The organism is Streptomyces sp. NPDC002935 (assembly GCF_040611295.1).
Lineage (GTDB): Bacteria > Actinomycetota > Actinomycetes > Streptomycetales > Streptomycetaceae > Streptomyces.
Map to the genome: position 1 here is coordinate 18,692 of NZ_JBEXNW010000030.1, position 26,995 is coordinate 45,686.

Sequence of the window (26,995 nt, forward strand, 5' to 3'; positions counted from 1 at the left end):
CCACCATCGTCTACAGTTCAGTAGACCGTCTACAGAATTGTAGTCAGTCGGGTACGCGTTCTGGACCGTGCCCGCCCATCCAGTATGAGAGGGCCCGCGACGATGGCCGCATCATTGTTCACAGCGTCACAGCTCGCCGTGAACATTCTCAGCGCCCAGTCCCTGCTCGCCGCCTTCGGCGTACTGGGGGTGGGCGTGGTGATGTTCGCGGAGACCGGCCTGCTGATCGGCTTCTTCCTGCCCGGGGACTCACTGCTCTTCACGGCCGGTCTGCTCTGCACCGGCTCGGGGCCCGACGGCCTGAAGCTGTCGCTCGGCCCCTTGCTGGTCGCCGCCGCGGTGGGGGCGCTGGCCGGCGCGCAGACCGGCTTCCTGATCGGGCGGAAGGCGGGCGGCGCGCTCCTCTCCGGCGATTCCTCCCCACGGCTGCGGGCGGGCGCGCACCGCGCCGAGGAGCTGCTGGAGCGGTACGGCTACGCGAAGGCGATCGTGCTGGCCCGCTTCGTCCCCGTGGTGCGCACGGTGCTCAACCCGATGGCGGGCGCCCTGAACGTGCCCGTACGGACCTTCACCGTGTGGCAGGTGATCGGCGGCCTCGTCTGGAGCCTCGGCCTCACCCTCGGGGGGTACGCGCTGGGCTCCTCCATCCCGAACGTCGACCGCTATCTCCTCCCGATCATCGCGGTCATCGTCCTCGTCTCCCTGGCCCCCCTGGCCGCCGAGCTGTACCGCTCCCGCCGGAAGGGCGCCGCACGGAACGAGGTCCAGGAATGATCCTCGCTGTCGACGGCTCCTGGATCGACGGCTCCGCCTACCGGTATGTGGCCGATCTCGCCGAGGACTCACCCTCGTGGCTCGACACCCTGGTGTCCGCCTGGGCGACGTACGGCCTCTGGCTGTTCGCCGTGCTGATGGTGCTGGGCTGGTGGCGTGCGCGCCGCGAGGGACCGCGGGCCGCGCTGACCGCGCTCGCGGTGCCGGTCGTCGTGGTCATGGCGTACGGGGTGGATCTCGGCCTGAAACTGCTGGTGCGCGAGGACCGGCCCTGTCAGAGCCTGCGGGTGGCGACGCTGGAGGCGTGCCCCGCGCCGGGCGACTGGTCGTTCCCGAGCAACCACGCGGCGATCGCGGCCGCGGCGGCCGTCGCGCTGCTGTCCGTCTCACGCCGCCTCGGCGGCGTCGCCGTCGTGGCCGCCTGCGCGATGGCCGTCTCCCGGGTCTGGGTGGGGGTGCACTATCCGCACGACGTCGCGATCGGTGTGCTCGTCGGCACCCTGGTCGCGATGGCGACAATGGCGCTCCTGCGCAGGCTGCCCGACGTGTCGGGGCACCCGCTGGCCTCGTCGCGGCTCGGAGCCCTGCTGATCGCGCCCCGGCTCGCGAAGAGCAGGTGAGCGGGGAGCATGCGCCGTCGGATCCTGGTCGTCGAGGACGACCACGCCCTGCGTGACGTACTGCGGCGCGGGCTGCGGGACGAGGGCTTCGACACGGTCCCGGCCCAGGACGGCGCGACCGCGCTGCGGCTCGCCGGGGACGGCATCGACGCGGCCGTCCTCGACGTCGGCCTGCCCGACGCCGACGGACGGGACGTGTGCCAGGCGATCCGGGCGAACGGCTTCCTCTCCCCCGTGATCTTCCTGACGGCCCACCACCACCTCACCGACCGGCTGGCCGGCTTCTCGGCCGGGGGCGACGACTACCTGCCCAAGCCGTTCCATCTGACGGAGCTCGCGGCCCGGCTGCGGGCGGCCCTCAAGCGGTCCGGACCGGGTCCGGCCGGCACAGCCGGTGACCTGGCGCTGGACCCGGTCGCGCACAGCCTGACCGTACGGGGCCACCGCGTCGCCCTGACGCCGACGGAGTTCCGCCTGCTGGCGGCGCTGATGACGGCGTCCGGGGACATCGTGCGCCGACGGGAGCTGATCAGGGCCGGCTGGCCGGAGGGAGCCCAGGTCAGTGAGAACACGCTCGACCAGTATCTGACCCGGCTGCGCCGCAAGCTCCGGGACGGCGGGAGCGAGCTGACGGTCACGACCGCGCGCGGTATCGGGCACCGCCTCTCATGAGGCCGGGCCCTCCGAGCCGTTGGAGCCCTTGGAGCCCTCCGAGCCCCTCGCCCGTACGGCGGACCGCTGCGGCCAAGTGCGCGGCGCGTGGCAGGTGCCTATGAGGACGTTCACTTCACGGTGGCGGCCGCACACCCTGCGCGGCCGCCTCTCGTTGGTCGCGCTGACCACCGCCACCCTGCTGATGGTGATCCTCACGGTCGCGTTCAACACCGTCGTCCGCCGGCACCTCCAGCACCAGGCGGACGACGAACTGCGCACACGCGCCACCGCCGTCGCCGCGACGGTCGACACCAGCGGTGCCCGCGTGCGGGTCCTCGAGACGCCGGGCGAGGAACTGCTCGACACGAACGTGTGGATCTACGCGGGCGACCGGCTCCTGGAGAAGCCGCCCTCGGCCACCGCCACCGGCCCGTTGACCCGAGCGGCCGGCGAACTCGCCGCGCGGGGCGGGACGCGCTGCGCCACCGCGTGGGCTCACGGCCCGGTCCGGCTGTGCGCGCGACCGGTGCCGGGCGACGACACCGGCGCCGCGACCGTCGTCACCGCCCTGGACCTGTCCCCGTACCGCGGTTCGGCCGACACCCTGCTCCTCGCGTCGCTCGCCCTCGACGCCGCCATGCTCGCCTGTACGTACGCGCTGACCCGCCTCGCGGTCGGGCGCGCCCTGCGTCCCGTGCGCACCATGACCGACCACGCCACCCGGTGGAGCGCCGTGGCCTCCGACGAACGCTTCGGGAGCGTCGCCCGGCCCGCCGAACTCGCCCGGCTGGGCGGGTCGCTGGACGCGCTCCTGGACCGCATCCGGGCCCTGCTGCGGCATGAACGGCAGCTCACCCGGGAGTTGTCGCACGAGCTGCGCAATCCGCTCGCCCGGATCATCGCCGAGCTCGACTGGTGGCAGTCCCGGTCGCGCTCCGCCGAGGAGACCCGGGCCACGCACGAGGCCATCGCGGACGCGGCCCGGTCCATGCGCACGATCTGCGACACGCTCCTCGACGACGCCCGCGACAGCGCGTCCGCCGCACCGGGCACCAGCGAGGTCGTGCCCGTGCTGCGCCGGCTCGCGGACCGTGCCGGCGCAGCACGGCCGGAGGTGGAGGTGGAGGTCGTCGTCTCCGGCCCGGAATCGGATCTGGTGGCCGGGGTGCCGGACGCCCTGCTGGAGCGCATCGTCAGCCCCCTGCTCGACAACGCGCTGCGGCACGCGTGCGACCGGGTCCAGCTCCGGGCCCGCGCGCGGCCCGGTGGTGTCCGCGTGGAGGTCACGGACGACGGGCCCGGCGTACCCGCGTCGTTCGCGCCCCAGCTCTTCCAGCCGGGGCGCCGTGCCGATCCCGGGGACGGACACGGCGGAGCGGGCCTCGGGCTGCCACTCGCACGACGTCTGGCCCGCTCCGCCGGAGGCGAGGTGCGCCACGAGGAGGCGGGCGCTACGGGCGCTACGGGCGCTACGTTCGTGGTCGGCCTGCCGTCGGGGTGAAGGGGCGGGTCGGTCGGCCGTCTGAGTCGAAGGGCGGGGTCGGTCGGCCCGGCGGGGTGACGGTGACCCCGCCGCGATCCGGCCCGACTCACGCGTGATCCGTTCGGCGGTCGGCCCGCCGGTCAGTCGCCCCCGTCGGCCCCCGTCGCGAGCCCCCGAGCGAGCCGGCCGAGCGCCGGCCCACCTCGGAGTGAACCGGCCCGACACCGGCCCACCCTCCTCGTGAACCTGTCCGCGGTCAGCCCGCCCGAGGGGTGAGCCGGTCGTCCTCGCTGATGTCGCGGCGGGTGATCGAGAGGTACACGACCAGGCCGAGGATGACCGTCAGGAACAGCACGCTGGTGACGACGGTCCCGAAGCCCAGGCCACCGTCGCCGGTCGGCTGCGAGAGGTAGTCGCCGATCGACGCGCCCAGCGGACGGGTCAGGATGTACGCGATCCAGAAGCTCAGCACGGCGTCGAGTCCAAGTGCGAAGTGCGCGACGGCGACCGCGGCGATGGCGAGACCGAACAGGACGGCGGAGACCCAGTACCCGAGAGCCATACGCTCGGCGACCAGGTCACCGGCCGCCGTTCCGAGCGCGAAGGTGAACAGCACCGCCAGCCAGTAGTAGGCCTCGCGGGAGACCGTGTCGACACTGTGGATGGACAGGGTCCCCTCGCGGCGGTACCAGACGAAGAACGTCACGGCGAGGGCGACGGCGAACACGGCGGTGCTGGTCTCCAGCGGCACACCCAGGTTGTCGGTCAGGTTGTCGCTGATCAGGGTGCCCACGACGCTGATCAGCGCCACGGCGAGCCAGTACACGCCGGCGCGGTAGGCCGTCGTGCGGAACTGGACCACCAGGACCACTGCCAGCAGCGCGCTCATCAGCAGCGACACACCGGTCAGGCCGAGGCCCAGCTTCTCGTTCAGGAGGTCCGCGGCGGTCTCGCCGACCGTCGTGCACAGCACCTTGATGATCCAGAAGTACGCGGTGACTTCGGGCACCTTGTTCCAGCGCAGGCGTCCGGGGGAGGCCGGGGCACCGGTGCGGCCGTGCGCCTCGGGGGTCCCGGAGGTCTCTGTTGTCTCGTAGGTCATGAGGCCCGACGGTGTCAGCGGAATCCTGAACAGATCCTGACTGCCGTACGCCCCCGAGCACGCCGTATGCCCCAAGCACGCCGTACACCCCCGAGCGCATCGCTCGTTCACAGCACCCGGCGGCGGATCAGCATGCCCAGCGTCACCAGCCCCGGGAGCAGCGGAAGCCAGACGGTGAGCAGTCGGTAGCCGAGAACCGTGGAGGCCGCCGCGCCGCCCGGCGCCCCGGCGAACGTGAGGGCCAGCACGAGGGCGGCGTCCAGGGAGCCGAGGCCGCCCGGGGTGGGCAGCAGGACGGCGGCGCTGCTCGCGACGAGATAGGCGAGGGCCACCCGCGCCGGGGACACCGGCAGGCCGACGGCCTGCGCAACGGCGACGACCACGGCGGCGTGCAGCGCGGCGAAGGCCAGCGAGCCGCCCCACAACGCGGCTGCCCGCGCGGGAAGTTCGTGTACGGCGCGGACGTCCAGCAGTACGGAACGCAGCGCGCGCCGCAGCGGTCCCGCCAGGAGAACCGCGGCGACGGCGGTCACGACGACGGCCGTCGCCGAGGCGGTCACGGTCCAGGCCGTGAGTGTCCCGGCCGTCGCCGGCAGCGGCGGGAGGCGGAGCGCGCCGGGGCAGGTGAGGGCGAGCCCGCCGATCAGGCAACCGCGCACCGCGGTCCCGGCGCAGGCCTTGACCGCGAGCGCGGTCGCGGAGCGGGCGACGGGCAGTCCGCACCGGGTCAGGAAGCGCAGGTTGACGGCGCCCGCGCCGAGGCCCGAGGGCAGCACGTGGTTGGCGGCGGCGGCCGCGAACTGCACCGCCACCAGTCGCCCGGCGGGCAGCGGCTTCGCCACCGCGCCCTGTTGGGCGAGCGCCGAGCAGGCCCAGGTCGCCAGGGTGGCGGCGGTAGCGACCAACAGCCAGCCACGGTCGGCGTGGGCGAGCCGGCTCGCTCCCACCTCGATCACCGGCCAGTGCCGGCGGGCGAGAAACCCGGCGCACACCAGCACGAGCAGCGACACCCCGGCATGCCACGACACCCGCCCGTCCCCCACGGACAGCCGCCGCCCGACGGCCACCACGCGAGACGACACCCCACCATCCCCGGACACCGCTTCGAACGCCGCCACCCCACCACCGGAGACCGGCTCGGGCGCCGGGAACCCACGGCCGGACACCGGCTCGGTCACCGGCATCCCAGCACCGGTCGCCGACCCGAGGCCTAAGCCACCGCTGACGGCAGTCGCCGGTGCGTGGCCGGGCGGCCCGCCCGCAGCCGCTCCCGGCCCACCCGCGGCTGATCCCGGCCCACCCGGGGCCGATCCGCGCGCCGGGGCGCCCACCGGTTCGCTGTCGGGTGGCTGTCCGCGGCCGACCGTTCGCCCGCTGTGGGCCGTCTGTCCCCCGCTCGCCGGAGGGGGCGCGTCCGGCGGGACGGTCATGGTGTGCGGCTCCCCGCTCCCGGGGCGACATACACGTTCAGGTCACCGGCGCGGTGGGGTGCCCAGTCGTGGGCGTACCCGGGCGGCTTGATCCCCGGCCTGGTGACGACGGCGACCGGCATGTGCCGGGCGGCCCGCGTGATGCTCTCCCGGGTGGCGTTGCCGTTGTGGCCGCCGATCGCCGCGGAGGAACAGCCGGCGTAGAAGGCGATCGGGACGGCTTCATGGCCGATCAGCCGGCAGGGTGGCCGTACGCCGAGCCGGTGCAGCTCCGCCGCCGTCACCGCCCAGCCGCGGTGCCCGTCGGTGGTGCGCCGCACCGTGGCCTGGAGGACCGAGAACTGCACGGCCAGATGACCGGCGAGACCTAGGGCCACCAGGGTCACGATCACCGGCCGCCACGGTCGGCCGGGGACGGTGACCAGGTGGACGAGGGCGTCGGCGACGGGGATCGCGACGAGGGCGTAGAGGGGCAGCAGGAAGCGCGGGGCGGCGTATCCGATCATGAAGAGGTACGGGACCCCGGCCGTCGTGGCGCAGGCCAGGAGCAGCAGGGTGGCCGCCGGGCGACGGGCCTTGACCGCGATCACCAGGCCGAGGGCGGCGATCAGCGGCAGGACGAACCACCACGCCGTCACCGCGGGGCTCGGCATCCCGGCGGTGCACGGCCGACACAGCACGCGTCCGCCGAGGCTGCGCAGTTGGTCGCCGACGGCGATGTTCCAGCCGAGGCCGCCCTGGATGCGCGAACCGTCGGCGAGCCGTTGCCCCAGGCCGCCGTAGCCGACGTACGCCTCGACGATCCACTCGGCCGCCCCGGCCAGCAGGCCCACGACGAGGGCGAGCAGCGGCCGGGCCCTCCGCCACCGGGGGACGGCCACGGCGAGGACGAGGAGCGGCAGGGTCACCCAGACCGCGTCCGGGGGGCGCATCCACGCCATCAGCGCGGCACTCAGGCCGACTCCCCACAGTGCTGCCCGGTCGCGGCGGTCCGCCTGGGCGCGCAGGAAGCACCCGACGCAGACCAGGGCGCCGATCGCGACCCAGTAGTTGGGCATGGCCTGCGGGCCGTAGAAGAGGGTCACCCACAGCGTCGCGAACAGGGCGCCCGCCAGGGCGAGGACCCGCGCCGGGAACAGTGCGCGCCAGACGCGCAGGGCCACGAACAGGCCGAGTCCGGACAGCAGCGCGAGGTAGACCCGCAGCAGCGTGGTGGACGACGACCAGGAGGTGATCGGCGCCACGAGCAGGGAGACGCCGCGGGCACGCGGCGCGCTGAAGAACGCCGCAGGGGCATGCGGGGAGACCTGGCTGACGTACACCGTCTCGTCCCAGCCGAGGCCCATCGTGGGGTGCACGAGGAGCAGTTGAGCCAGGACGAAGGCGCCCGCGACAAAGGCGAGCAGGCGCGGGTCACCGGGGTGCCGGGACGAGCGGGCCGGCCGGGTCGGCGGCCCGTGGCGCCCGGCGCCGATGAGCGGGACGTTCAGTGTTCTGGCCATCGTCCACCCTTCAGCCCTACAAACTGTAGGGTTTCCTCACCCTACAAGACGTAGGGTGAGACGGGAGCCGGGGAATCGTGGACAAACTACCGCGCACCGCTACAAGACGCCGAGCTGGACGGGCATTCGAGGGAGTACCCCAGGGCGGTATGGGGAGCTTCACGCCGGGGGCGTGCGCCCTGCTTCGGCACCCTTCCCGGCCCCCCTACGCGCTGTAAGGTGACGGGCATGGCTGGCACAGGTCCCCAGGGAAGGGCGGAACGGCGCAGCGCGGGTGAGCTGGAGAGCGAAGTTCTCGCCGCCCTGTGGGCCACCGCCGACGCGATGACACCCGCCGAGATCCAGGCCGAGATCGGCGGCGGACTCGCCTACAACACCGTGCACACCATCCTCAAGCGTTTGTACGACAAGGGTCTGGTGCTCCGTGACGTTGACGGCCGGCGCGGTGCCTACCGGCCCGCCAAGAACGCGGCCGAGCTGACCGCCGAGGCCATGCACCAAGCGCTCGACCGCGGACCCGACCCGATCGCGGCCCTTCAGCAGTTCGTCACCGGGCTCAGCCGCCAGGAGGAGAAAGCCCTGCGCGACCTCCTCGGAGGGAACGGGCCATGAGGATCGACGTCTACCTTCCACTCGTACTGGCGTTGCTCCTCGCGGCAATCGCGCCGCAGGTCGGCCGGCGGGTGTCACCCGCTCTGGCGGCCCGCGTCCTCACGGCGGCGGCCGTGCTGACCGCTGCCGCCTCCGCCTGGGCACTGCTGCTGCTCGCGGCGACGCTGATCGACCAGACGCCGGCGGTGATAGCCGAGGCCAGTGAGGAGGGCCAGTCGCTGCCCGAGCCCGTCCCGGAGAGCGTCGCCGTCCTGGCGGTGGCCGCCCTCGCCGTGATCGCCCACCGGCTGTTTCATGTCGTACGAGCGCACATCGCGACCCGCCGCATGCTGCTCAGGCTCTGCGAGGGGCACCCGCCGGACAGTGAGCTCGTCGTCGCCGCCTCGCCGACCCCGCACGCCTTCACCATCCCCGGCAAGCCGGGCAGGATCCTGGTCACGGCCTCGATGCTCGGTGCGCTGGAGCCCGCCGAGCGGCGCGTTCTGCTCGCCCACGAACGTGCTCATCTCGCCCACCGGCACGCGGCGTTGTCGACCGCCGTGACCCTGGCCGCGGCGGCGAACCCCCTGCTCGTGCCCGTGCGCACCACCGTCACTTTCCTGCTGGAGCGCTGGGCCGACGAGGAGGCCGCGACCACGGTCGGCGACCGGCGCACGACGGCCCGCGCCCTGGCGCGTGCCGCCCTCGTCTCCCAGCGCGCCCGCCCGGGATGCGCCCTGCACTTCTCCGAGCACGCCGTCACCCGTCGGATCGCGGCCCTGCAGACCGCTCCGCCGCCCGTCGTCCGGTCCATCGGTGTGGCCGTCCTCGCGCTCGGTGTCCTGCCCGCGGTGGGCGCGGTCGACGCCACGGGCGATCTGCTGCGGCTGCTGGCCGAGACGCTGCCCGACCTGTAGGGAGACGAGGCCACCGCTCGCGGCTTCCGCTGGATACGGTCGCGGTCATGACTTCTCCCGAGTCGGCTCACCCCGGCCTCTCGCACTCCGGGCGGGTGCGGTTCGCGACCTTCAACGTGCTGCACGGCCGGCCGATGGTGGACGGCAGGCCCGTTTCCGTCCCGGCCGCGGGTGGCCCCGAGGCGCCGCTCGTCCGGGCCGTCGCGTCGCTGGACGCCGATGTACTGGCACTTCAGGAGCTGGACCGGCTGCAGGAACGGTCGGGCGGGGTGGACCAGGCGGCGGTCGCCGCCGCGGGGTCGGGCGCGCGCCACTGGCGTTACGCGTCGGCGTTCCACGGCACCGCGAAGGCAGGCGGCGGCTGGATCCCGGAGCCGTCCGAGCCGGGGCTACGGGTGTACAGCCCGGGCGAGGCCGACGCGATCGGCGGTGTCCCCTCGCACGGCATCGCTCTGCTGTCCCGGCTGCCCGTACAGCTCTGGAGGGCACGGCGGCTGGCCCCGGCGCCGCTTCCCATGCCGCTGCGGACGCCCGGGCGCCGCGGACTCACCGTGGCCAGGGACCAGCCGCGGGCAGCGCTGGCCGCCGTCCTGGAAGGGCCTCGCGGGCCGTTCACCGTGGTGGCACTGCATCTGTCGTTCGTGCCCGGCTGGAACATCCGTCAGTTGCTCACCGTCCGCGCCTGGATCGCCGACCTGCCCCGGCCCCAGGTGGTCCTCGGCGACTTCAACCTGACCGGCGTGCTTCCACGGGCGGTCCTCGACGCGCCCGGACCGACGGGGCGCCGCACCGGGCTCCGCCGGTCCCGACAGGGAAACACCCCGCCGCTGCCGCGCGGGTGGCGGGATCTGGCCCGCACGCCCACCTATCCGGCGCACCGTCCCCTGGTTCAGTTCGACCATGTCCTGGCGACCGGAATCGAGGCGCCCACGGCCAGTGCGGCGCACACCCCGAGGACCGCGATCTCGGATCACCGGCCCCTGGTGGTCGACCTATCCCTGTGACCGGACCGCACGGCCTCTGTCACAGGACCGCACGGCGCACTGCCCCTGTGGACCCCGACGGCCCCCCGGACGCGAACCGACCACCCCCGGACGGGTCAGCGCAGCTGCCCGGCGAACGCGTCGTACGCCCGCTCGTCGAAGAGGACGAACCGGACCTCCTCGACATCGGTCTTCGCGGCCCGGACGGTCTCCACCGCGATACGGGCCGCGTCGTCCATCGGCCAGCCGTAGATGCCCGCGGAGACGGCGGGGAAGGCGACGGTACGGGCGCCGAGCTCGTCGGCGACCCGCAGCGACTCCCGGTAGCAGGACGCCAGCAGCTCGGACCGGTCCTCTTCCTGGGCGTAGCGAGGACCCACGGTGTGGATGACCCAGCGGGCGTCGAGTTCGCCCGCGGTGGTGGCGATCGCCCGGCCGGTGGGCAGTCCCTTGCCGTAGTGGCCAGCGCGCAGCTTGCGGCATTCGGCGAGGATGGCGGGACCGCCGCGGCGGTGGATGGCCCCGTCGACGCCGCCGCCGCCGAGCAGCGAGGAGTTCGCGGCGTTGACGATGGCGTCGGTGCTCTGCCGGGTGATGTCGCCCTGGACCAGCGTGATCGTGGTCATGACTGTCTCAGCCTCCTCCAGACGGCCTTCGCGGCGTTGTGTCCCGACATTCCGTGCACTCCGGGTCCGGGCGGGGTGGCCGAGGAGCAGAGGAAGACGGAGGGGTGCGGAGTGCTGTACGGGAACAGGGACACCTTGGGGCGGAGCATGAGCTGGAGTCCGGAGGCGGCGCCGCAGGCGATGTCGCCGCCGACGTAGTTGGCGTTGCGGGCCGCGAGTTCGGGCGGGCCTGCGGTCGCGCGGGCCAGTACGCGGTCGCGGAAGCCCGGCGCGAACCGCTCCAGCTGCCGCTCGATCGCGTCGGTGAGGTCTCCGGTCCAGCCGCTCGGGACATGGCCGTACGCCCAGAAGACCTGTTTGCCCTCGGGGGCCCGGGACGGGTCCATGACGCTCGGCTGCACGGTGATCAGGAAGGGCGCGTCGGGTGCCCGGCCCTCGCGCGAGGCCGCCCGCAGCGCGGTGCCGATCTCCGCTCTGCTCGCCCCGACCTGCACCGTCCCGGCGACGCGGGCCTCCTCGGCGGTCCAGGGCACGGGCCCGTCCAGCGCGTAGTCGATCTTGAAGACGCCCGCCCCGTACCGGTAGCCCTCGTAGTAGCGGCCGAATCCCGCGATGCGGGCCAGCGCCGTGGGCGAGGTGTCGAAGACGTACGCGCGCGCGGGCGGCAGATCGTCCAGGCGCTTGACCTCGTAGTCGGTGTGGACGGTGCCGCCGAGGTCCTTGAGATACGCGGTGAGCGCGTCCGAGACGGTCTGGGAGCCGCCGCGTGCGACCGGCCAGCCACGGGCGTGCGCGGCCAGCGCGAAGACGAGGCCGACGGCGCTCGTGGCGATGCCCTCCAGCGGAGCGATGACGTGGGCCACGAGACCGGCGAACAGGGCTTTGGCCCGCTCGTCGCGGAAGCGGCGCATCAGCCAGGTCGACGGCGGCAGTCCGGCCAGGCCGAAGCGGGCGAGGGTGACGGGGTCCCGGGGCAGGGCGGTCAGCGGCAGCGACATGAAGTCGTGGGCGAGGGTGTCCCACTTGGTCAGGAAGGGTGCGACGAGCCTGCGGTACGCGCCCGCGTCGCGTGGCCCGAACGAGGCGGCCGTCTCGGCGACCGACCGCGAGAGCACCGCCGCCGAGCCGTCGAGGAACGGGTGTGCCATGGGGAGCTCGGCGTGCAGCCACTCCAGGCCGTACCGCTCCAGGGGCATCGCCCGGAACGCGGGTGAGTTGATTCCCAGCGGATGCGCCGCCGAACACGGGTCGTGCCGGAATCCGGGCAGGGTCAGCTCTTCGGTACGCGCTCCCCCGCCCACCGTGTCGCGCGCCTCGAACACGGCCACGGAGAAGCCCCTGCGGGCCAGCTCCACGGCAGCCGTCAGTCCGTTCGGCCCCGCACCCACCACGACGGCATCGAGCATCGACGGCACCTTCGGACTCCTTTGTCAGCCGACGGCCACTGAGGATCAGGATATGCCGGAGGACTGACAGCCTTGACGGCCCGGGGCGTTGGAAGGCGTACCCGCGGCACCGCGCGCCGGCCGCCGGACGGGAACCGGAACCCGCGCGCGGACCGCGGTGCTCCCGCTCAGGCCCCGGCCGGCACCTGTTCGGACCGTGCCGCCAGCAGGGCCACCACCCGGCGGGCCGTGGCCTCGTCGCGGGCGGCCGTGAACGGCAGCGCGTTGCCCCCCGTGATGCGGAACGGCTCGCCCCGCAGCGTCAGATGGGCGCCGCCCGCCTCCTCGACCAGCAGCAGTCCCGCCGCGTGATCCCATGCCGCCTCCCACGAGAAGGCGACCGCGTCCAACTCACCGCGGGCGATGGCCAGATATTCCAGGCCGGCCGAACCGCAGGGGCGCGGGACGACGCCCTCGACGCGCAGGCCGAGGAGGGCGCGCTTCTGCTCGTCCGTGGTGTAGTCCGGGTGGGAGGTCGCGATGTCGAGGTCGCGGCCGGACTCGGGCGATCCGGAGCGCAGCGGCACTCCGTCGAGCACGGCGCCCCGGCCCCGGATCGCGGTGGCGAACTCGTCGCGCGCGGGCGCGTACGTCCACGAGGCGTGCACCACCCCGTCCAGCGCGAGCGCGACCAGTGTGCAGAACCCGGAGTCGCCGTGCACGAACTGCCGGGTGCCGTCGACGGGGTCGACGATCCAGACCGGCCCGGTGCCGCGGATCGCCTCGTAGGTCGCCGGGTCGGCGTGCACCGCCTCCTCGCCGACCACGACCGAGCCGGGCAGCAGCTCGGTGAGGGCCCCGGTGAGGTATTCCTCAGCCAGCCGGTCGGCGTCCGTCACGAGGTCGTGCGGGCCGGACTTCTGGTCGATCTCGTGCGCGGAGAGCTGCCGGAAGCGGGGCATGATCTCGGCGGCGGCGGCCTTGCGGATGGCGTCTTCCACGTCGGACGCGCGGTGCGCGAGAAACTCGTCGATGGTTTCGATCATGGCTCCATGACAGCACGCGTCACTGACAATCCCCACCCCTCCGGGGTACTGCGGGTGGAATCACCATGAATTCCCGGGGCGGACGATCACTGCCGCAGGCCCGTGATCACTGGCCCTCCCCCGGGCCCGGGCGCCGGGCGGCGGCATCGGGCGGGCCGCCCTGCGCCGCCTCACGATGCCGGGCCGTACGTCACCGTCCGACCGCGTACCCCTGCATCCCGCGCGCGTTCGCCGCCGCCGACAGGACTCCCGTCCCGGGATTCCGGGCGACCGCGCACAGCCGCCCCTCGGACCAGGCCTCGGCGACCGTGACGTCGTGGCCCCGGCGGCGCAGTTCCTCGACGACCGCCTCGTCCGTGCGGGACTCGACGGTGAGGCTGCCGGGCCGCATGCCGCGCGGGTGGAAGGAGCTGGGGAAGCCGTCGTTGTGCCAGTTGGGGGCGTCGATCGCGCCCTGGAGGTCGAGCCCGCCGCGCACCTGCGGGCGCAGCGCCACGGACAGGAAGAAGTGCGTCTGCCACTGGTCCTGCTGGTCGCCGCCGGGTGTGCCGAACGCCATGACGGGCACGCCGTCGCGCAGTGCGAGGGACGGCGTCAGCGTGGTGCGCGGTCGGCGGCCGGGGGTCAGGGAGTTGGGCAGCCCCTCCTCCAGCCAGGCCATCTGGAGCCGGGTGCCGAGCGGGAAGCCCAGTTCGGGGACGACCGGGTTGGACTGGAGCCAGCCGCCGCTCGGGGTGGCGGCGACCATGTTGCCCCAGCGGTCGACGACGTCGAGGTGGCAGGTGTCGCCCCGGGTGCCGCCGTCCGGAGCCACCTCGGGTTCCGCGGCGGCCCGTGCCACGGTGGGTTCACCGGCGCCCGGTACGGCCAGCGCGTCGAAGCCTGACTCCCGGGCGGCCACCACGCGCGCGTGCCCGCTGATCCGCGGATCGCGGCCGCCCGGGCTGCCGGGGCGCAGCTCGTACGACGCCTTGTCCCCGACGAGCGTCCGCCGGGCGGCGTTGTAGGGCTCCGACAGCAGTTCGTCGAGCGGCACCCGGGCCGCGTCCCCGTACCAGGCCTCCCGGTCGGCCATGGCGAGCTTGCAGCCCTCGACGAGCAGGTGGACGTAGTCGGCGGAACCGTAGCGGGGCAGTTCGGGCGGGAGCAGCGCCAGTTGCTGAAGGAGGACAGGGCCCTGGCTCCAGGGGCCCGCCTTGCACAGGGTCCAGCCCCGCCAGTCGTACGTGGCCGGGGCCTCGTAGGCCGCGGACCAGCCGGCCAGGTCGGCGGCCGTCAAGGTGCCGCTGTGGCGTTCGCCGCTGGTGTCCATGGTGGGCCGCCGGGCCTGCCGGACCAACGCCTCGGCAATGAAGCCGGAGCGCCACACCTCGCGTGCCGCGTCGATCTCGGCCACCCGGTCCCCCGCGCCGGCGACCTCGGCGAGCAGTCGTCGCCAGGTCGCGGCGAGAGCCGGATTACGGAACAGCTCGCCGGGGCGCGGCGACCTGCCGCCCGGCAGATACACCTCGGCCGACGAGGTCCACTCCGTCTCGAACAGCTCGCGTACGGCCTCCACCGTCTCGCCGACGCGTTCCACGGGCGCGTGGCCGTCCTCCGCGTACCCGATGGCGTACTTCAGGACGTCGGCGAGCGGCCTGGTGCCGTGGTCGCGCAGCAGCATCATCCAGGCGTCGAACGCTCCCGGCACGGCGGCGGCGAGCGGGCCCGTACCGGGTACGAGGTCCAGTCCGAGTCCCCTGTAGCGGGCGATCGTCGCTCCGGCGGGCGCGACGCCCTGTCCGCACAGCACCCGCACGGCACCGTCCGCGGGGGCGAGGATGATCGGGACCTCGCCCGCGGGTCCATTGAGGTGGGGTTCGACGACGTGCAGGACGAAGCCGGCCGCGACCGCGGCATCGTAGGCGTTGCCGCCGTCCTCCAGCACGGCCATCGCGGACTGCGAGGCGAGCCAGTGCGTGGAGGACACCATGCCGAAGGTGCCCTGGAGGGTGGGTCGGGTCGTGAACATGCCTGCCACCTCACGGTACGGAGCGATCGGCCTCGGTCCGACTATGACATTTGCCCGCCGACGGCCCCCAGGGGGCGGGCGGTACGGGCGCGATCAGGTCACGCGCGTCCACGCCGTCGTGCCCAGCGTGTTCTCCGGACCGATGTCGAACGGGTCCGCCAGCGGCAGGGTGACAACGCCCTGCCCCTTGTGCGGCGCCACGCGCAGGTACGTGCCGTCCTCGGCGGCCATCCGCCAGTAGAGGCCCGCCCGGGCGCTGTCGCCCGGCCGGAGTGTGAAGGGCGAGGGGCCGGGATCCTCGGGCGCCATGGGCACCTTGTCCGTCCCGACGACGTCGTGGACGCCTGTGATCGGAGCGCCCTCCGGGCCGAGGACGCCGACGACATCCGGGTAGCCGTCCACCGCGTACGGCCGCTTGCCGCAGTTGGTGAGGACGAGTGTCGTGGCGCGCAGCCCCATGGCCGCGTTGACGGGGCCGGTGGCGAGGCGCAGCCCGGACCGTGGGCAGCCGCTGCCCTGCAGGCCCGGCACACTGCCCGACGGGGAGGGCACCGGCACGGACGACGGGAGTTCCGGCGGCTCGATGCGGAGAGGGTCTGACGCGTCGGTCCCGACCGCGCTCGGCACCGGAGCGGCCGTACGCTCGGGGTCGCGCTCACGGTCGAGTTCGGCGCCCAGTCCGCACCCGCTCGTGACCGTCACCATCAGGCAGGCGAGGACGACCGGGCGAACCCACCTGGCCTTCGCGCGCGAACTGCCGGCCGAGCGGGAGCCGGACCCTCGCGGACGAACGGCGGCGTCACCGCCGCGCGGCGGACGCGCGGCATCTGCCTCCGCGCCGGGCTTCTTCGGGCGTGTCGCGATCACCGGCAGATCATGGCACGGGCGTCCGGCGGACGGACTCACTCCGCCTGCCCTCGTGCCGTCACCAGGCCCGACTCGTAGGCGAAGACGACCAGTTGGGCCCGGTCGCGGGCGGCCAGCTTCGTCATCGCACGGCTGATGTGGGTCTTGGCCGTCAGGGGGCTGATGACCATGTGCGCGGCGATCTCCTCGTTGGTCAGGCCACGCGCGGCGAGCGCGGTGACCTCGCGTTCGCGGCGTGTGAGGCCCTCCAGGCCCGGCGCGGTGGCCCGGTCGGGGGGTCGGGCCACGAACTCCCCGATCAGGGTGCGCGTCACCGAAGGCGACAGCAACGCCTCCCCGTGCGCGACGACCTCGATGGCCTGGAGCAGATCGGCGGGCTCGGTGTCCTTGAGCAGAAAGCCGCTGGCCCCGGCCCGCAGCGCCTCGAAGACGTACTCGTCCAGGCCGTAGTTGGTGAGGATGACCACGCGTACCCCGGACAGCTCCGGGTCGGCGGCGATACGGCGGGTGGCCTCGATGCCCGTCATCACGGGCATCTGCACGTCGACCAGGGCGACATCCGGCACCGCGGCGCGGACCAGGGCCAGCCCCTGGGCCCCGTCGGCCGCCTCGCCCACCACCTCGATGCCCTCCTCCGCCTCCATCAGCGCGCGGAATCCGGCGCGCATGAGGGCTTGGTCGTCGACGAGGGCGACCCTGATCGGGCGGCCCGCCCCGGTCGGCCCGTCCAGGTCGCTCATCGCGCCTCCTCCGGTATGCCCAGGGGCAGTTCGGCCCGTACCGAGAAGCCGCCCTCCGCGCGCGGGGCGGCGTGCAGGGTGCCGCCGAGGGCGGTGACGCGTTCGCGCATGCCGGTGAGGCCGATGCCCGGAGTGGGCGGCCTGGACTCCTGGGCGATGCCGTCGTCGTGCACGCCGATCGTCAACCCGTCGGCCGCATAGCCGAGTTCGACCGTGACGCTGGCCGGGCCCGCGTGCCGGGCGGCGTTCGTCAGGGCTTCCTGGACGATGCGGTAGGCGGCCCGGTCCACGGTCGCAGTGAGCGGGCGCTCCTCGCCGCTCACCCGCAGATCGACGGCGAGCCCGGCGGCACGGGCCCGTTCCACCAGCAGCGCGGGTGTGCCGGTCGGCTCGTCGGTGCGCAACACCTCAAGTGTGGCGCGCAGTTCACGCATCGCCTCGCCGCCCGCCTCCTGGATGGCGAGCAGCGCGGGCGGCACCTCCTCGCCGCGTTTGCGCGCCAGATGGACGGCGACTCCCGCCTGGAGCTTGACGATGGAGATGCTGTGCGTGAGCGAGTCGTGCAACTCTCGTGCGATACGCAGGCGTTCCTCGCCCGCCCGGCGCAACGCCGCCTCCTCGCGGGTCCGTTCGGCCTCCAGGGCGCGCTGTTCCGTCTGGCGCAGATAGGCCTGCCAGTTGCGGTCGGCGAGGCCCGTGACCAGGGCGCACAGGAACCAGCCGGCGAGCAGCAGCGTCCGCTCCACGATCTCCCGCGTCTGCGGTCCCGTCGTCACGAATCCGGCCAGGAACACGGCGCTCGCGAGCGCCGCGACGCCCCGGTGGCCTGCTCGGGCGGACGTGTGCACGGCGCTCAGGACGGGAAGGGCGGACAGGGTGCCGGGGTGGGCGTGCACGACGTACCCGGTCGTGGCGGCGGTGGTGATCGCCAGTACGGCGCGCGGAGCGCCGCGATAGGCCGCGAGCGTCAGCGAACCGACGGCGATCAGGGCGTAGTCGAGGGCGGTCGTGCCGTCGTCGAACACGGCCGCGGTCAGCACGAGGGCGCCGACCACGACCGCGAGGGCCGCGTCGGTCAGGCGCCTGCGGACGGCCTGGTCGAGCTGCATGTCCGGCACTCTATGCGGCTGTGCCTGGCGCCGCGTCAGCCCTGTGGACGGATGCCCGGCTACTCCCGGTGGAGTAGTCGGGGCAGGGCACGGGACCGGCGGAGGTAGCCCGGATCGTCTTCCGCCGTACGACGCTCGCGATGCCCCGTCCGGGCCATGGTTGCCACTGGTTGCCGACCGCCCGGCCGCCACCCGTGAACTCTCAGGAGGCACCCCATGGCCATGTCCCTCCCCACCCCCTTCCGGTACACCGCTCCGCCGCCCCGGAAGTCCGCCACCGGCGCGACCGCCGAGGTCTACGCCCAGCTCGCCTCGGACTTCGGCATGGAACGCCCGGCCACCTTCGTCGTCCTGTCCTCCGCGCCCGAACTCCTCACCGCCACCTGGGCGTTGATGCGGGAGTCGTTGATCGCCGGAGAGGGCGACCGGACCGGGAAGGAACTCGCCGCGCTCGGGGTGTCGCTGGCCAACCGGTGCCCCTTCTGCGTGGACGCGCACACGATGCTGCTGCACGCGACCGGGGACCATTCCCTCGCCGAGGCGATCGCGCGCGGAGAGACACCGTCCGACGAGGGGCACGCGCGCGTGCTGGCCTGGGGCCGGGCGAGCCGGAACCCGGGGGCGCCGGAGCTGACGCCGTACCCGTTCCCCGCCGCGCACGCCCCCGCGTACATCGGCACCGCGCTCACCTTCCACTTCATCAACCGGATCGCGTCGGCGCTGCTGACCGAGAGCCTCCTTCCGGGCAATGCGCAGAGGTTCCGTGCGGTACGGAGCCTGGGCGGGCGATCACTGGCCAGGACGGTGCGCCGCCGGCCCGCCCCGGGTGCGGGTCTCACGCTGCTCGACGCTCCGGGGCCCGGGCCCGACTGGGCGCGGGGCACCACCGTCGGCCCGGCCTACGCCGCCCTGCGCGACGCCGCCACCACGGGCGAAGGCCTGCTCGACGAGGCGGACCGTGCCCTCGTACGGGAAACGCTCCAGGGATGGGACGGCGCGCATCCGTCGCTCGCGTGGGAGTGCCTCCCGGACCGTTCGCGCCCCGGTGCGCGGCTGGCACTGCTGGCCGCCCTCGCCCCGTACCGGATCACCGACGAGGACGTGGCGGCCTGGCGCAAACCCGACCATTCCGATCACTGTCTCGTGCATCTCGTGGCCTACGGGGCCTTCGCGGCCGTCGACCGCATCGAGCGGAGCCTCCCGGTCCGTACCGCGAAGTGGCGGCCGTGATCACGATGCGGCCGGCGACCGAGAAGGCGGTGATCAACGGGACGAACAAAACAGACATCTTGGCGCAGCATCGGCCAATCGACGCCAAGGTGAGTCACTGTCATCACACGGGCACGGAGCCGGTTGGCCCTTCCGCACCACAGCGTCACGTGTGACACTGGCGTCCCGTCCGCAGTGCGGACCATCTCCGCACCATCCCCCACGAGAAGTGCGCTTTGGGTTCTCTTCCTCTGCCGCTCGCGCTCGCCGCGCGCCTGTTGCCGGTCGCTCTGCTCGCCTCCGCGGGCTGGGCCCTGGCGACCGGCCCGTCCGCAGCGACCCCCACCGCCGAGGACAAATCGACGCAAAAGAAGACAACCGACTCGGCGTCGGCCCCGTCGACCTCGAAGGCCACCAAGACGTACAGCGCGTCGCCCGCCCCCTGCGACGGCGTACCTGACGCGACGATCAAGTCTTTGGTCCCCGGCGCCAAGACGGCCGGCCAGGAGATAGCGTCGACCGACAAGTCGGTGCGCCGTACCTGCTCGTGGAACGCGCTGAAGGGCTTCGACTACCGCTGGCTCGACGTCTCGTACGAGATAAAGGCGTCGGACGCCGCGGCGGAGAAGGCCTACAAGGAGCGCGTGGCGGACAAGAGCGGCGGCGGGGCGGTGCCCGGTCTCGGCGACTCCGGCTACTCCGTCGTCAATCTCAGCACCGAGGACAAGCAGCAGACCCGCGAAGGTGTGGTGATCGTCCAGGCGTCCAACGCCCTGGTGGTCATCACCTACAACGGCAGCGACTTCGAGACGAAGAAGGCGCCCGGCACCGACGAGATCAACAAGGGCGCCATCAAGGCGGCCAAGGAGGCGACGGCGGCGCTGGAGGACGGCCAGAAGAGCTGACCGTCCCCCGGAACAACCGCCGTCAGACCGCGGTCCTGCCCTTCCCGCGCAGCAGCATCAGCACCACGTAGAGCAGCATCGACGTGCCGAGCCCGACCGCCCACCCGTAGTCGGCGAGCGACTCCAGGGCGGGGACGGGCCGGCCGTCGATCAGCGGATGGAAGTCCGCGCCGCCGACGGCCAGGACGCCGCCGGTGACGAAGGCGACCACGGCCCGCCAGTTCCAGCCGCCGTCGTACCAGTAGCGGCCGCCCGTGCGATACAGGTCGGCGAGGTCGAGCTTGGTGCGGCGCAGGATCCAGTAGTCGGCGATGAGGATGCCGGCGACCGTTCCGAGCAGACCGCCGACCAGGCCGAGCCAGGTGAAGATGTAGCCCTGCGGGTCGGAGTACAGCTTCCACGGGAAGATCAGCACGCCGAGGACACAGGTGGCGAGCGCGCCGGTACGGAAATTGATCTTCCGGGGCGCGATGTTGGAGAAGTCGAAGGCCGGGGAGACCAGGTTGGCCGCGATGTTCACGGACAGCGTCGCGATCAGCACGGTGACCAGCGCGAAGAGGATGCCGAAGACGTTGTCCGCCTTGGCGGCCAGCTGGACCGGGTCCCAGATCGCCTCGCCGTACACCGCCTGCGAGCCCGAGGTGACCATGACGGACAGGAACGCGAAGAGCGTCATCGTGGTGGGCAGACCGAGCGCCTGACCCCAGGTCTGCGCCTTCTGGCTCTTGCCGTACCGGGTGAAGTCCGGGATGTTCAGCGACAGGGTGGACCAGAAGCCGATCATGCCCATCAGCGAGGGCCAGAACAGCTTCCAGAAGTCCGCGCCCCAGCCGAGCTTCGACGGCTGGTCGAGCAGCGGCCCGAAGCCGCCGGCCTTGCTGCTCATCCACCACAGCATCACGCCGGCACCGACGAGCACGAAGGGTGCCGCCCAGTTCTCGAACCGGCGGATGGTCTCCATGCCCCGGTAGATGATGGCGACTTGGAGCGCCCAGAAGATCGCGAACGACAGCCACATGGTCCAGGCGTGGCCGCCGACCTGCGAGGCGTTCTTCCAGCCGTCACCGAAGAGCTTGCCCGCGAGGAAGTAGATCGCCTCGCCGCCGATCCACGTCTGGATGCCGAACCAGCCGCACGCCACCAACGCCCTGACGACAGCGGGGAGGTTGGCCCCGCGCACCCCGAAGGAGGCGCGGGCGAAGACCGGGAAGGGGATGCCGTACTTCGGCCCCGCGTGCCCGGTGAGCAGCATCGGGACCAGCACGATCAGGTTGGCGAGCGCGATGGTGAGGACGGCCTGCTTCCAGTCCATGCCGACGGCTATCAGACCCGAAGCCAGCGTCCAGGAAGCGGTGTTGTGGGCCATGCCGACCCAGAGAGCCGAGAAGTTGTACGTGGTCCAGGTGCGCTTCTCGACCGGAACCGGGAGCAGGTCCTCGTTGGCGTAGGGACCGGTCGGCGCGGGCGCGTCGGGCGCGATCTCCACCCGGCCGTCGGGGAGGGTGACTTGTCTGGCCGGTGGGCTGTCCGGGGAGACGGTTTCTGTCATGAGCAGGCCAATCAATGAGGAGTGACGGGAGAGGCCGTGCGGGGACATCCTGGGGGGTGCGCGGGGAGCGCCCTGGTCCCCTTCCCGGGACGGCGGGAAGGGGAGAACTGGGGGACCTTCAGCTACTGTCCGTTGACACCCGGGATGACCTGCGTCCCGTACGCGTCGATGGTGGCCTCCTGCGCGTCGTGCATGTCGTAGACCGCGAACTGGTCGACGCCCAGCGCGCGCAGCGCGTTCAGCTTCTCGATGTGCCGCTCGGCCGTGCCGATCAGACAGAACCGGTCGACGATCTCGTCGGGGACGAACGCGGTGTCGGGGTTGTCGGCGCGTCCGTGGTGCGAGTAGTCGTAGCCCTCACGGGCCTTGATGTAGTCGGTGAGTTCGTCGGGTACGGCGGCCGAGTGCTCGCCGTACTTGGAGACCAGGTCGGCGACGTGGTTGCCGACCATGCCGCCGAACCAGCGGCACTGCTCGCGCGCGTGGGCGAGTGCCTCGGGCGAGTCGTCCTCGGTGATGTACGCGGGCGCGGCCACGCAGATCTTCACCTCGGAGGGGTCGCGCCCGGCCTCGGCCGCCGCGTCCTTGACGGCCTTGACCATGTATTCGGTGAGGTAGAGGTCGGCGAGCTGGAGGATGAAGCCGTCGGCCTCCTCGCCGGTCATCTTGAGGGCCTTCGGACCGTACGCGGCCATCCAGACCGGCAGTTCGGCACCCGGCTTGACCCACGGGAACCTGATGACCGTGCCGCCCAGGTCGGCCTCGTCGCCCCGGCCGAGGGCGCGGATGACCTTCATCGCACCGCTTATGCGGGCGAGCGTGTTGGGCTTGCGTCCGGCGACGCGCATCGCCGAGTCGCCGCGCCCGATCCCGCACACCGTGCGGTTGCCGTACATGTCGTTGAGAGTCGCGAAGGTGGAGGCGGTGACCTCCCAGGTGCGGGTGCCCGGGTTGGTGACCATCGGGCCGACCGTCAGCTTCTCGGTGTTGGCGAGAATCTGGCTGTAGATCACGAAGGGTTCCTGCCACAGCACGGCCGAGTCGAAGGTCCAGCCGTACGTGAAGCCGTTGGCCTCGGCCCGCTTCATCAGCTCGATGACGCGGGAGGCCGGGGGGTCTGTCTGCAGGACGAGTCCGAAGTCCATGGCGCCACTCCTGGTCGCTCAGAGAAGGTACTGACAGGTGGAACGGGGGGTGTAGACGCCGTGGCCCGCGCGCCCGGTGAACTCCCGCTCGGTGATGACCGGTTCACCGCGTGAGAGCACGGTCTCGACCCGTCCGGTGACCCGCTTGCCCTCGTACGCCGAGTAGTCGACGTTCATGTGGTGGGTCTCGACCGACATGATCTGCTCGGCGTGCGGGTCGTAGATGACGACGTCGGCGTCGGCGCCCGGCGCGATGGTGCCCTTCTTCGGGTACAGGCCGAACATCCGGGCCGGGGTGGCACAGGCGATCTCGATCCAGCGGCGGCGGGAGATGTGTCCGTCGACGACGGCCTGGTGGAGCAGGTCCATCCGGTTCTCGACGCCGGGAAGGCCGTTGGGGATCTTCGAGAAGTCGCCGCGGCCGAGCTCCTTCTGGCCGACGAAGCAGAACGGGCAGTGGTCCGTCGAGACGACCTGGAGGTCGTTGGTGCGCAGGCCGCGCCACAGGGCCGCCTGGTGCTCCTTGGGCCGAAGAGGCGTACTGCACACGTACTTCGCGCCCTCGAACTCCGGTTCCGCGAGGTTGTCGGTCGACAGGAAGAGGTACTGGGGGCAGGTCTCGCCGAAGACGTTCAGGCCCTCGTCACGCGCCCGGGCCAGTTCGGCGACCGCCTCCGTCGCCGAGACGTGCACGACGTAGAGCGGGGCGCCCGCGACCTGGGCGAGCTTGATGGCGCGGTGGGTGGCCTCGGCCTCCAGGAGCGCCTTGCGCACCTCTCCGTGGTAGCGCGGGTCGGTCTCGCCGCGGGCCAGTGCCTGTTCGACGAGCACGTCGATCGCGATGCCGTTCTCGGCGTGCATCATGATGAGGCCGCCGTTCTCGGCGGAGCGCTGCATGGCGCGCAGGATCTGGCCGTCGTCGCTGTAGAAGACGCCCGGGTAGGCCATGAACTGCTTGAAGGAGGTGACGCCCTCCTCGACCAGCAGGTCCATCTCCTTGAGCGTCTCCTGGTTGACGTCGGAGACGATCATGTGGAAGGCGTAGTCGATGGCGCACTTGCCGTCGGCCTTGGCGTTCCAGGCGTCGAGGCCTTCGCGCAGGGAGTGGCCGACGCTCTGGACGGCGAAGTCGATGATGGTGGTGGTGCCGCCCCAGGCGGCGGCCCGGGTGCCCGTCTCGAAGGTGTCGGAGGCGAAGGTGCCGCCGAAGGGCAGTTCCATGTGGGTGTGGGCGTCGACGCCGCCCGGAATGACGTACTTGCCGGTGGCGTCGATGGTCCGCTCGGCCGTCCACGACTCGGCCGCGGGGGTGCCCGTCGCGGCGAGGGCGGCGATCCGGCCGTCCTCGATCAGGACGTCGGCGTGGATCTCGTCGGACGCGGTGATGACGAGACCACCACGGATGACGGTACGGCTCATGCTCCCTCTCCTTCCGGTCGTGCGTGCACTGAGGGGACTCCGAGGTTGTCAGGGGCTGGGGTCAACGCTGTTTCCTGGCGAGGAAGCTCGTGGGGCGGTTCGCGGGAGGGGCCGTGCCGACCGCCGTGGCGCGGGTCCGGCCGGCTCCGGGCACCGCCGTCCGGCGCCCGGAGCCGGTCCGGGCCCGCTGCACGGGGTGCCCCTACGGCGCCGTCAGAGGCCCGTAGGTCCCCGGGGCGCGGTCGCGGTAGAACTGCCACCGGTCGCGGACCTCGCGGAGTTTGGCCATGTCCAGGTCGCGGACGACGAGTTCCGTCTCCTTGTCGCTCGCCACCTCGCCGACGAACTGGGCTTCGGGGTCCACGAAGTACGAGGTCCCGTAGAAGTCGTTGTCGCCGTACTCCTCGACGCCCACGCGGTTGATCGCGCCCACGAAGTACTCGTTGGCGACGGCCGCGGCCGGCTGCTCCAGCTGCCAGAGGTAGCCGGACAGTCCGCGTGAGGTGGCCGAGGGGTTGAAGACGATCTCGGCACCCCCGAGGCCGAGGGCCCGCCAGCCTTCCGGGAAGTGCCGGTCGTAGCAGATGTAGACACCGATGCGGCCGACGGCGGTGTCGAAGACGGGCCAGCCGGAGTTTCCGGGCCTGAAGTAGAACTTCTCCCAGAATCCGGGGACTTGGGGGATGTGGGTCTTGCGGTACTTGCCCAGGTAGGAGCCGTCGGCGTCGATCACGGCCGCGGTGTTGTAGAGGACGCCGGGCTGTTCCTCCTCGTACATCGGCAGGACGAGGACGAGGCCCAGTTCCTTGGCCAGCGCCTGGAAGCGCCGGACGATGGGGCCCTCGGGGATCTGCTCGGCGTACGCGTAGAACTCCTTGTCCTGGACCTGGCAGAAGTAGGGTCCGTAGAACAGCTCCTGGAAGCACAGGACTTGGGCGCCCTGCGCGGCCGCGTCGCGGGCCGCCTGCTCGTGGACCTGGATCATCGATTCCTTGTCGCCGGTCCATGCGGTCTGGAAGACGGCGGCGCGGATCACTCTGCTCATCGGGACCTCCGGTCGCTCGGTGTCCCAGGAGCCTAGAAAGCCCGGACCGGCTCTTTGAGTTGCACCGTGTCACGTCCGAAGCGCTGTGCCGTTCCACGGTGTCACCTCCGCGTTGTCCCGCGTTTCAGCCGAGTCGTCGTGTGTTTCACCGTGGTTGCCCATCGGGTCCTGCGCGTTGTTGCGCACCGGGTGGTCACCGTTGCCGCGCATCGGAATTCCCGTTGGTGCGCCGGGGGCCTCACCGTTGTTCTGCATGGAGCTTCACCGTTGTTGTGCGTCGTGCGCGAGCAGGGCGATGTGGACGGAGGCGGCTTGCTCGAAGTCGTCGAGATCGACGCCGAGGCGCACCTGTATGGCCTCCAGACGGCGGTAGAGCGCGGGCCGGCTGACGTGGTGGAGCTGGGCGGTGCGCGACTTGTTGCGGCCGGTGGCGAGGTAGGTCCGCAGGACGGGCAGCAGGTGCGGATCCGCCTGCGCCCCGCAGAGCAGCCCGTCGAGTTCCCGTTCCGCGAAGGACTGGACGTTCGGGTCGTCCCGGAGCAGCCGGACGAGGCCGCGCAGGTGGACGTCGCGCAGGCGCACCAGCGCCGGCTGGTCCTGGTCGGCGGGTGTGTCGGCGGCGGCCTCGGCGACGTGCAGGGCTTCGCGCAGTCCGGCGGGGACGTCGTCCCAGGCGGTACGGGGTCCCGCCGCGGCAACGGTGGTGGGGACGCCGGTCTCGTGCCGCAGCCGCAGGGCGAAGTGCGCGGCCAGGGCGTCCGCGTCCTGGTCGCGGGCGAGGCTGAGCAGCAGGGCGGTGGCTCCGTCCGACAGTTCGGCGACGAGCCCCGGCAGCCCCAGCAGCCGCAGTACGCGGTCGAGTTGGGCCGGGTCGCCGTTGCGTACCACCAGGGGTACGAAGGTGCGGCGGTTGACGGGCAGTCCGGCGGCCCGCGCTCGCGGCAGGAGCTGGCGGGCCGGTACGACACCGCTCACCAGGTCGGTCAGCAGGCCTTGCGCGGACTCCTCCTCCCAGGTGTGGGCGGAGCCGCCGAGCATGCGGTGCAGGACCAGGGCCTCGGCGGCGCGGTCGGCGAGCAGCCGCCCGGTTCCCGCGTCCCCCCGGTGGCCGCACAGCACGATGCGGCCCCATCGCTCCCCCCGTCCGCCCAGTTCGGCGCGGATCCAGCCGTCGCCCTCGCTGCCGCCCGCCTGCCGGGCGATGCGGTCCCAGTCGCGCAGGACGTCGTCGACGGCGGAGCGTTCGCCGGCGGTGGCGAGGACCCGGTGGGCGAGATTGGTGACGACGACGGGGCAGGCGGCGTGCACGGCGATCTCGTCGAGCATGCGCTGGAGCGGGGCGCCGGTGGTGATGAGTCCGGTGAGGGCGGTCCGTACGGCCTCGGAGAGACTCACGGCGGCGAACTTGCTGCGCACCAGCCGGGACTGCACCTCCTCCGTCAACTCGGCGAAGGGGAAGGGCCGGTGGAGCACCACCATCGGCAGTCCGCAGCGCTCGGCGGCCCGGCGCATCACCTCCGGGGGCGCGGGGAACGCGCGCCCGAGTCCGAGGACGACCGCCGCGGCCTCGGCGCGGTGGAGCGAGCGGATGTACTCGGCCTGGGCGTCGGGGTCGCCCGCGAGCAACACCCCTGTGGTGAGGACCATTTCACCGCCGCTGAGCATGACGCCCACGTCGGCGGCCTCGGCGACGTGCACCCAGCGGACGGACCGGTCCAGGTGGCCGGCACCGGCCACCACCTCGGGCTCTCCGGCGAGCACCCGGTCCAGGGCGAGGACCTGGCGTACCGACAGAGCGGGTTCCAAGGCGGTGGTCATGGCGGTGTTCCCCTTTGTCCGTGGCTCGGTTCGCCTCCGGAGCGCTGCGGTCGGTGTCGAGGATC

General features: G+C 72.5%; 25 protein-coding genes. 9 read left to right on the forward strand and 16 right to left on the reverse strand.

Translation table 11 applies throughout. The features are described from left to right. Positions 1 to 84: 84 nt before the first annotated feature. From ABZX90_RS32000 to ABZX90_RS32015, 4 genes are all read left to right on the forward strand, one after another. Entirely contained in the window at positions 85 to 774 is a 690-nt protein-coding gene (locus ABZX90_RS32000; protein ID WP_351125857.1) for a DedA family protein, read from the forward strand. After that, positions 771 to 1,394 (forward strand): phosphatase PAP2 family protein, encoded by a 624-nt coding sequence (locus ABZX90_RS32005; protein WP_351125859.1) that lies wholly within the window; start codon positions 771 to 773, stop codon positions 1,392 to 1,394. The genes ABZX90_RS32000 and ABZX90_RS32005 overlap by 4 nt, the downstream gene beginning before the upstream one ends. A gap of 9 nt (positions 1,395 to 1,403) precedes the next feature. Beyond that, positions 1,404 to 2,066: a response regulator transcription factor gene (locus ABZX90_RS32010; protein WP_351125861.1), complete on the forward strand. Its 663-nt coding sequence runs from the start codon at positions 1,404 to 1,406 to the stop codon at positions 2,064 to 2,066. A 100-nt stretch (positions 2,067 to 2,166) separates the two neighbouring features. Further along, positions 2,167 to 3,549 carry a HAMP domain-containing sensor histidine kinase gene (locus ABZX90_RS32015; RefSeq protein WP_355210723.1) on the forward strand — a complete coding sequence of 461 codons (1,383 nt, stop codon included), beginning with the start codon at positions 2,167 to 2,169 and terminating at the stop codon, positions 3,547 to 3,549. Positions 3,550 to 3,787: 238 nt separating this feature from the next. Here the strand turns inward: ABZX90_RS32015 and ABZX90_RS32020 are convergent, their stop codons facing one another. The 3 genes from ABZX90_RS32020 to ABZX90_RS32030 all read right to left on the reverse strand — a co-directional run bounded on the left by ABZX90_RS32020 (position 3,788) and on the right by ABZX90_RS32030 (position 7,565). After that, on the reverse strand, positions 3,788 to 4,633 hold the full coding sequence (locus ABZX90_RS32020; RefSeq protein WP_355210726.1) for a hypothetical protein: 846 nt from the start codon (positions 4,631 to 4,633) through the stop codon (positions 3,788 to 3,790). A 107-nt stretch (positions 4,634 to 4,740) separates the two neighbouring features. Continuing rightward, the gene (locus ABZX90_RS32025; protein WP_355210847.1) at positions 4,741 to 5,661 is read right to left on the reverse strand and encodes a lysylphosphatidylglycerol synthase domain-containing protein; all 921 of its coding nucleotides are present in this window, start codon (positions 5,659 to 5,661) and stop codon (positions 4,741 to 4,743) included. A gap of 398 nt (positions 5,662 to 6,059) precedes the next feature. Further along, positions 6,060 to 7,565 carry a hypothetical protein gene (locus ABZX90_RS32030; RefSeq protein ID WP_355210729.1) on the reverse strand — a complete coding sequence of 502 codons (1,506 nt, stop codon included), beginning with the start codon at positions 7,563 to 7,565 and terminating at the stop codon, positions 6,060 to 6,062. Between the two features lie 228 nt (positions 7,566 to 7,793). Between ABZX90_RS32030 and ABZX90_RS32035 the strand changes: the two genes are divergently transcribed. From ABZX90_RS32035 to ABZX90_RS32045, 3 genes are read left to right on the forward strand one after another with little or no spacing between them, the layout of a single operon-like run. Further along, positions 7,794 to 8,177, forward strand: a complete 384-nt coding sequence (locus ABZX90_RS32035; RefSeq protein WP_351125869.1) for a BlaI/MecI/CopY family transcriptional regulator — start codon at positions 7,794 to 7,796, stop codon at positions 8,175 to 8,177. After that, entirely contained in the window at positions 8,174 to 9,073 is a 900-nt protein-coding gene (locus tag ABZX90_RS32040) for a M56 family metallopeptidase (RefSeq protein WP_351125871.1), read from the forward strand. Before ABZX90_RS32035 ends, ABZX90_RS32040 begins: the two co-directional genes overlap by 4 nt. A gap of 47 nt (positions 9,074 to 9,120) precedes the next feature. Continuing rightward, the gene (locus ABZX90_RS32045) at positions 9,121 to 10,077 is read left to right on the forward strand and encodes an endonuclease/exonuclease/phosphatase family protein (RefSeq protein WP_355210733.1); all 957 of its coding nucleotides are present in this window, start codon (positions 9,121 to 9,123) and stop codon (positions 10,075 to 10,077) included. Between the two features lie 95 nt (positions 10,078 to 10,172). Here ABZX90_RS32045 and ABZX90_RS32050 read toward each other — a convergent pair whose 3' ends face one another. The 7 genes from ABZX90_RS32050 to ABZX90_RS32080 all read right to left on the reverse strand — a co-directional run bounded on the left by ABZX90_RS32050 (position 10,173) and on the right by ABZX90_RS32080 (position 17,840). Beyond that, on the reverse strand, positions 10,173 to 10,682 hold the full coding sequence (locus tag ABZX90_RS32050) for an O-acetyl-ADP-ribose deacetylase (RefSeq protein ID WP_351125875.1): 510 nt from the start codon (positions 10,680 to 10,682) through the stop codon (positions 10,173 to 10,175). After that, positions 10,679 to 12,088 carry an NAD(P)/FAD-dependent oxidoreductase gene (locus ABZX90_RS32055; protein WP_351125877.1) on the reverse strand — a complete coding sequence of 470 codons (1,410 nt, stop codon included), beginning with the start codon at positions 12,086 to 12,088 and terminating at the stop codon, positions 10,679 to 10,681. Before ABZX90_RS32055 ends, ABZX90_RS32050 begins: the two co-directional genes overlap by 4 nt. Before the next feature lie 167 nt (positions 12,089 to 12,255). After that, on the reverse strand, positions 12,256 to 13,113 hold the full coding sequence (locus ABZX90_RS32060; RefSeq protein WP_355210737.1) for an inositol monophosphatase family protein: 858 nt from the start codon (positions 13,111 to 13,113) through the stop codon (positions 12,256 to 12,258). Positions 13,114 to 13,303: 190 nt separating this feature from the next. Then, the gene (locus tag ABZX90_RS32065; protein ID WP_355210740.1) at positions 13,304 to 15,124 is read right to left on the reverse strand and encodes a gamma-glutamyltransferase; all 1,821 of its coding nucleotides are present in this window, start codon (positions 15,122 to 15,124) and stop codon (positions 13,304 to 13,306) included. A gap of 93 nt (positions 15,125 to 15,217) precedes the next feature. Next, the gene (locus ABZX90_RS32070) at positions 15,218 to 15,991 is read right to left on the reverse strand and encodes a DUF4232 domain-containing protein (protein ID WP_351125883.1); all 774 of its coding nucleotides are present in this window, start codon (positions 15,989 to 15,991) and stop codon (positions 15,218 to 15,220) included. A gap of 35 nt (positions 15,992 to 16,026) precedes the next feature. Further along, positions 16,027 to 16,731: a response regulator transcription factor gene (locus ABZX90_RS32075; protein WP_355210743.1), complete on the reverse strand. Its 705-nt coding sequence runs from the start codon at positions 16,729 to 16,731 to the stop codon at positions 16,027 to 16,029. Next, entirely contained in the window at positions 16,728 to 17,840 is a 1,113-nt protein-coding gene (locus ABZX90_RS32080) for a sensor histidine kinase (protein WP_351125887.1), read from the reverse strand. Before ABZX90_RS32080 ends, ABZX90_RS32075 begins: the two co-directional genes overlap by 4 nt. A gap of 216 nt (positions 17,841 to 18,056) precedes the next feature. On the opposite strand from ABZX90_RS32080, the gene ABZX90_RS32085 reads away from it, so the two are divergent. Together ABZX90_RS32085 and ABZX90_RS32090 are read left to right on the forward strand one after the other, a co-directional pair. Then, positions 18,057 to 19,070, forward strand: a complete 1,014-nt coding sequence (locus ABZX90_RS32085; protein ID WP_355210746.1) for a carboxymuconolactone decarboxylase family protein — start codon at positions 18,057 to 18,059, stop codon at positions 19,068 to 19,070. A 215-nt stretch (positions 19,071 to 19,285) separates the two neighbouring features. Continuing rightward, positions 19,286 to 19,954, forward strand: coding sequence for a hypothetical protein (locus tag ABZX90_RS32090; RefSeq protein WP_351125891.1), 669 nt, complete (start codon positions 19,286 to 19,288; stop codon positions 19,952 to 19,954). Between the two features lie 22 nt (positions 19,955 to 19,976). On the opposite strand, the gene ABZX90_RS32095 is transcribed toward ABZX90_RS32090, so the two are convergent. The 6 genes from ABZX90_RS32095 to ABZX90_RS32120 form a co-directional block, all read right to left on the reverse strand. After that, entirely contained in the window at positions 19,977 to 21,503 is a 1,527-nt protein-coding gene (locus ABZX90_RS32095) for an NCS1 family nucleobase:cation symporter-1 (protein WP_355210750.1), read from the reverse strand. 122 nt (positions 21,504 to 21,625) lie between these two features. Continuing rightward, positions 21,626 to 22,648, reverse strand: a complete 1,023-nt coding sequence (locus tag ABZX90_RS32100; RefSeq protein WP_351125895.1) for a TIGR03842 family LLM class F420-dependent oxidoreductase — start codon at positions 22,646 to 22,648, stop codon at positions 21,626 to 21,628. An 18-nt stretch (positions 22,649 to 22,666) separates the two neighbouring features. Continuing rightward, complete coding sequence (gene hydA, locus ABZX90_RS32105) at positions 22,667 to 24,067, reverse strand: dihydropyrimidinase (RefSeq protein ID WP_351125897.1); 1,401 nt, start codon at positions 24,065 to 24,067, stop codon at positions 22,667 to 22,669. A gap of 202 nt (positions 24,068 to 24,269) precedes the next feature. After that, on the reverse strand, positions 24,270 to 25,112 hold the full coding sequence (locus tag ABZX90_RS32110) for a nitrilase-related carbon-nitrogen hydrolase (protein ID WP_355210755.1): 843 nt from the start codon (positions 25,110 to 25,112) through the stop codon (positions 24,270 to 24,272). A 69-nt stretch (positions 25,113 to 25,181) separates the two neighbouring features. Beyond that, positions 25,182 to 25,367, reverse strand: a complete 186-nt coding sequence (locus ABZX90_RS32115) for a hypothetical protein (protein ID WP_355210758.1) — start codon at positions 25,365 to 25,367, stop codon at positions 25,182 to 25,184. A gap of 6 nt (positions 25,368 to 25,373) precedes the next feature. Next, positions 25,374 to 26,930: a PucR family transcriptional regulator ligand-binding domain-containing protein gene (locus ABZX90_RS32120; RefSeq protein WP_351125901.1), complete on the reverse strand. Its 1,557-nt coding sequence runs from the start codon at positions 26,928 to 26,930 to the stop codon at positions 25,374 to 25,376. Between the last annotated feature and the right edge of the window lie 65 nt (positions 26,931 to 26,995).

Excerpts from the sequence above, each read along its gene's own strand:
- ABZX90_RS32000 (WP_351125857.1), top strand. The coding sequence starts at position 85 with ATGAGAGGGCCCGCGACGATGGCCGCATCATTGTTCACAGCGTCACAG.
- ABZX90_RS32005 (WP_351125859.1), top strand. The coding sequence starts at position 771 with ATGATCCTCGCTGTCGACGGCTCCTGGATCGACGGCTCCGCCTACCGG.
- ABZX90_RS32010 (WP_351125861.1), top strand. The coding sequence starts at position 1,404 with ATGCGCCGTCGGATCCTGGTCGTCGAGGACGACCACGCCCTGCGTGAC.
- ABZX90_RS32015 (WP_355210723.1), top strand. The coding sequence starts at position 2,167 with ATGAGGACGTTCACTTCACGGTGGCGGCCGCACACCCTGCGCGGCCGC.
- ABZX90_RS32020 (WP_355210726.1), bottom strand. The coding sequence starts at position 4,633 with ATGACCTACGAGACAACAGAGACCTCCGGGACCCCCGAGGCGCACGGC.
- ABZX90_RS32030 (WP_355210729.1), bottom strand. The coding sequence starts at position 7,565 with ATGGCCAGAACACTGAACGTCCCGCTCATCGGCGCCGGGCGCCACGGG.
- ABZX90_RS32035 (WP_351125869.1), top strand. The coding sequence starts at position 7,794 with ATGGCTGGCACAGGTCCCCAGGGAAGGGCGGAACGGCGCAGCGCGGGT.
- ABZX90_RS32040 (WP_351125871.1), top strand. The coding sequence starts at position 8,174 with ATGAGGATCGACGTCTACCTTCCACTCGTACTGGCGTTGCTCCTCGCG.
- ABZX90_RS32045 (WP_355210733.1), top strand. The coding sequence starts at position 9,121 with ATGACTTCTCCCGAGTCGGCTCACCCCGGCCTCTCGCACTCCGGGCGG.
- ABZX90_RS32050 (WP_351125875.1), bottom strand. The coding sequence starts at position 10,682 with ATGACCACGATCACGCTGGTCCAGGGCGACATCACCCGGCAGAGCACC.
- ABZX90_RS32055 (WP_351125877.1), bottom strand. The coding sequence starts at position 12,088 with ATGCTCGATGCCGTCGTGGTGGGTGCGGGGCCGAACGGACTGACGGCT.
- ABZX90_RS32060 (WP_355210737.1), bottom strand. The coding sequence starts at position 13,113 with ATGATCGAAACCATCGACGAGTTTCTCGCGCACCGCGCGTCCGACGTG.
- ABZX90_RS32065 (WP_355210740.1), bottom strand. The coding sequence starts at position 15,124 with ATGTTCACGACCCGACCCACCCTCCAGGGCACCTTCGGCATGGTGTCC.
- ABZX90_RS32075 (WP_355210743.1), bottom strand. The coding sequence starts at position 16,731 with ATGAGCGACCTGGACGGGCCGACCGGGGCGGGCCGCCCGATCAGGGTC.
- ABZX90_RS32080 (WP_351125887.1), bottom strand. The coding sequence starts at position 17,840 with ATGCAGCTCGACCAGGCCGTCCGCAGGCGCCTGACCGACGCGGCCCTC.
- ABZX90_RS32085 (WP_355210746.1), top strand. The coding sequence starts at position 18,057 with ATGGCCATGTCCCTCCCCACCCCCTTCCGGTACACCGCTCCGCCGCCC.
- ABZX90_RS32095 (WP_355210750.1), bottom strand. The coding sequence starts at position 21,503 with ATGACAGAAACCGTCTCCCCGGACAGCCCACCGGCCAGACAAGTCACC.
- ABZX90_RS32100 (WP_351125895.1), bottom strand. The coding sequence starts at position 22,648 with ATGGACTTCGGACTCGTCCTGCAGACAGACCCCCCGGCCTCCCGCGTC.
- hydA (WP_351125897.1), bottom strand. The coding sequence starts at position 24,067 with ATGAGCCGTACCGTCATCCGTGGTGGTCTCGTCATCACCGCGTCCGAC.
- ABZX90_RS32110 (WP_355210755.1), bottom strand. The coding sequence starts at position 25,112 with ATGAGCAGAGTGATCCGCGCCGCCGTCTTCCAGACCGCATGGACCGGC.
- ABZX90_RS32115 (WP_355210758.1), bottom strand. The coding sequence starts at position 25,367 with ATGCAGAACAACGGTGAGGCCCCCGGCGCACCAACGGGAATTCCGATG.
- ABZX90_RS32120 (WP_351125901.1), bottom strand. The coding sequence starts at position 26,930 with ATGACCACCGCCTTGGAACCCGCTCTGTCGGTACGCCAGGTCCTCGCC.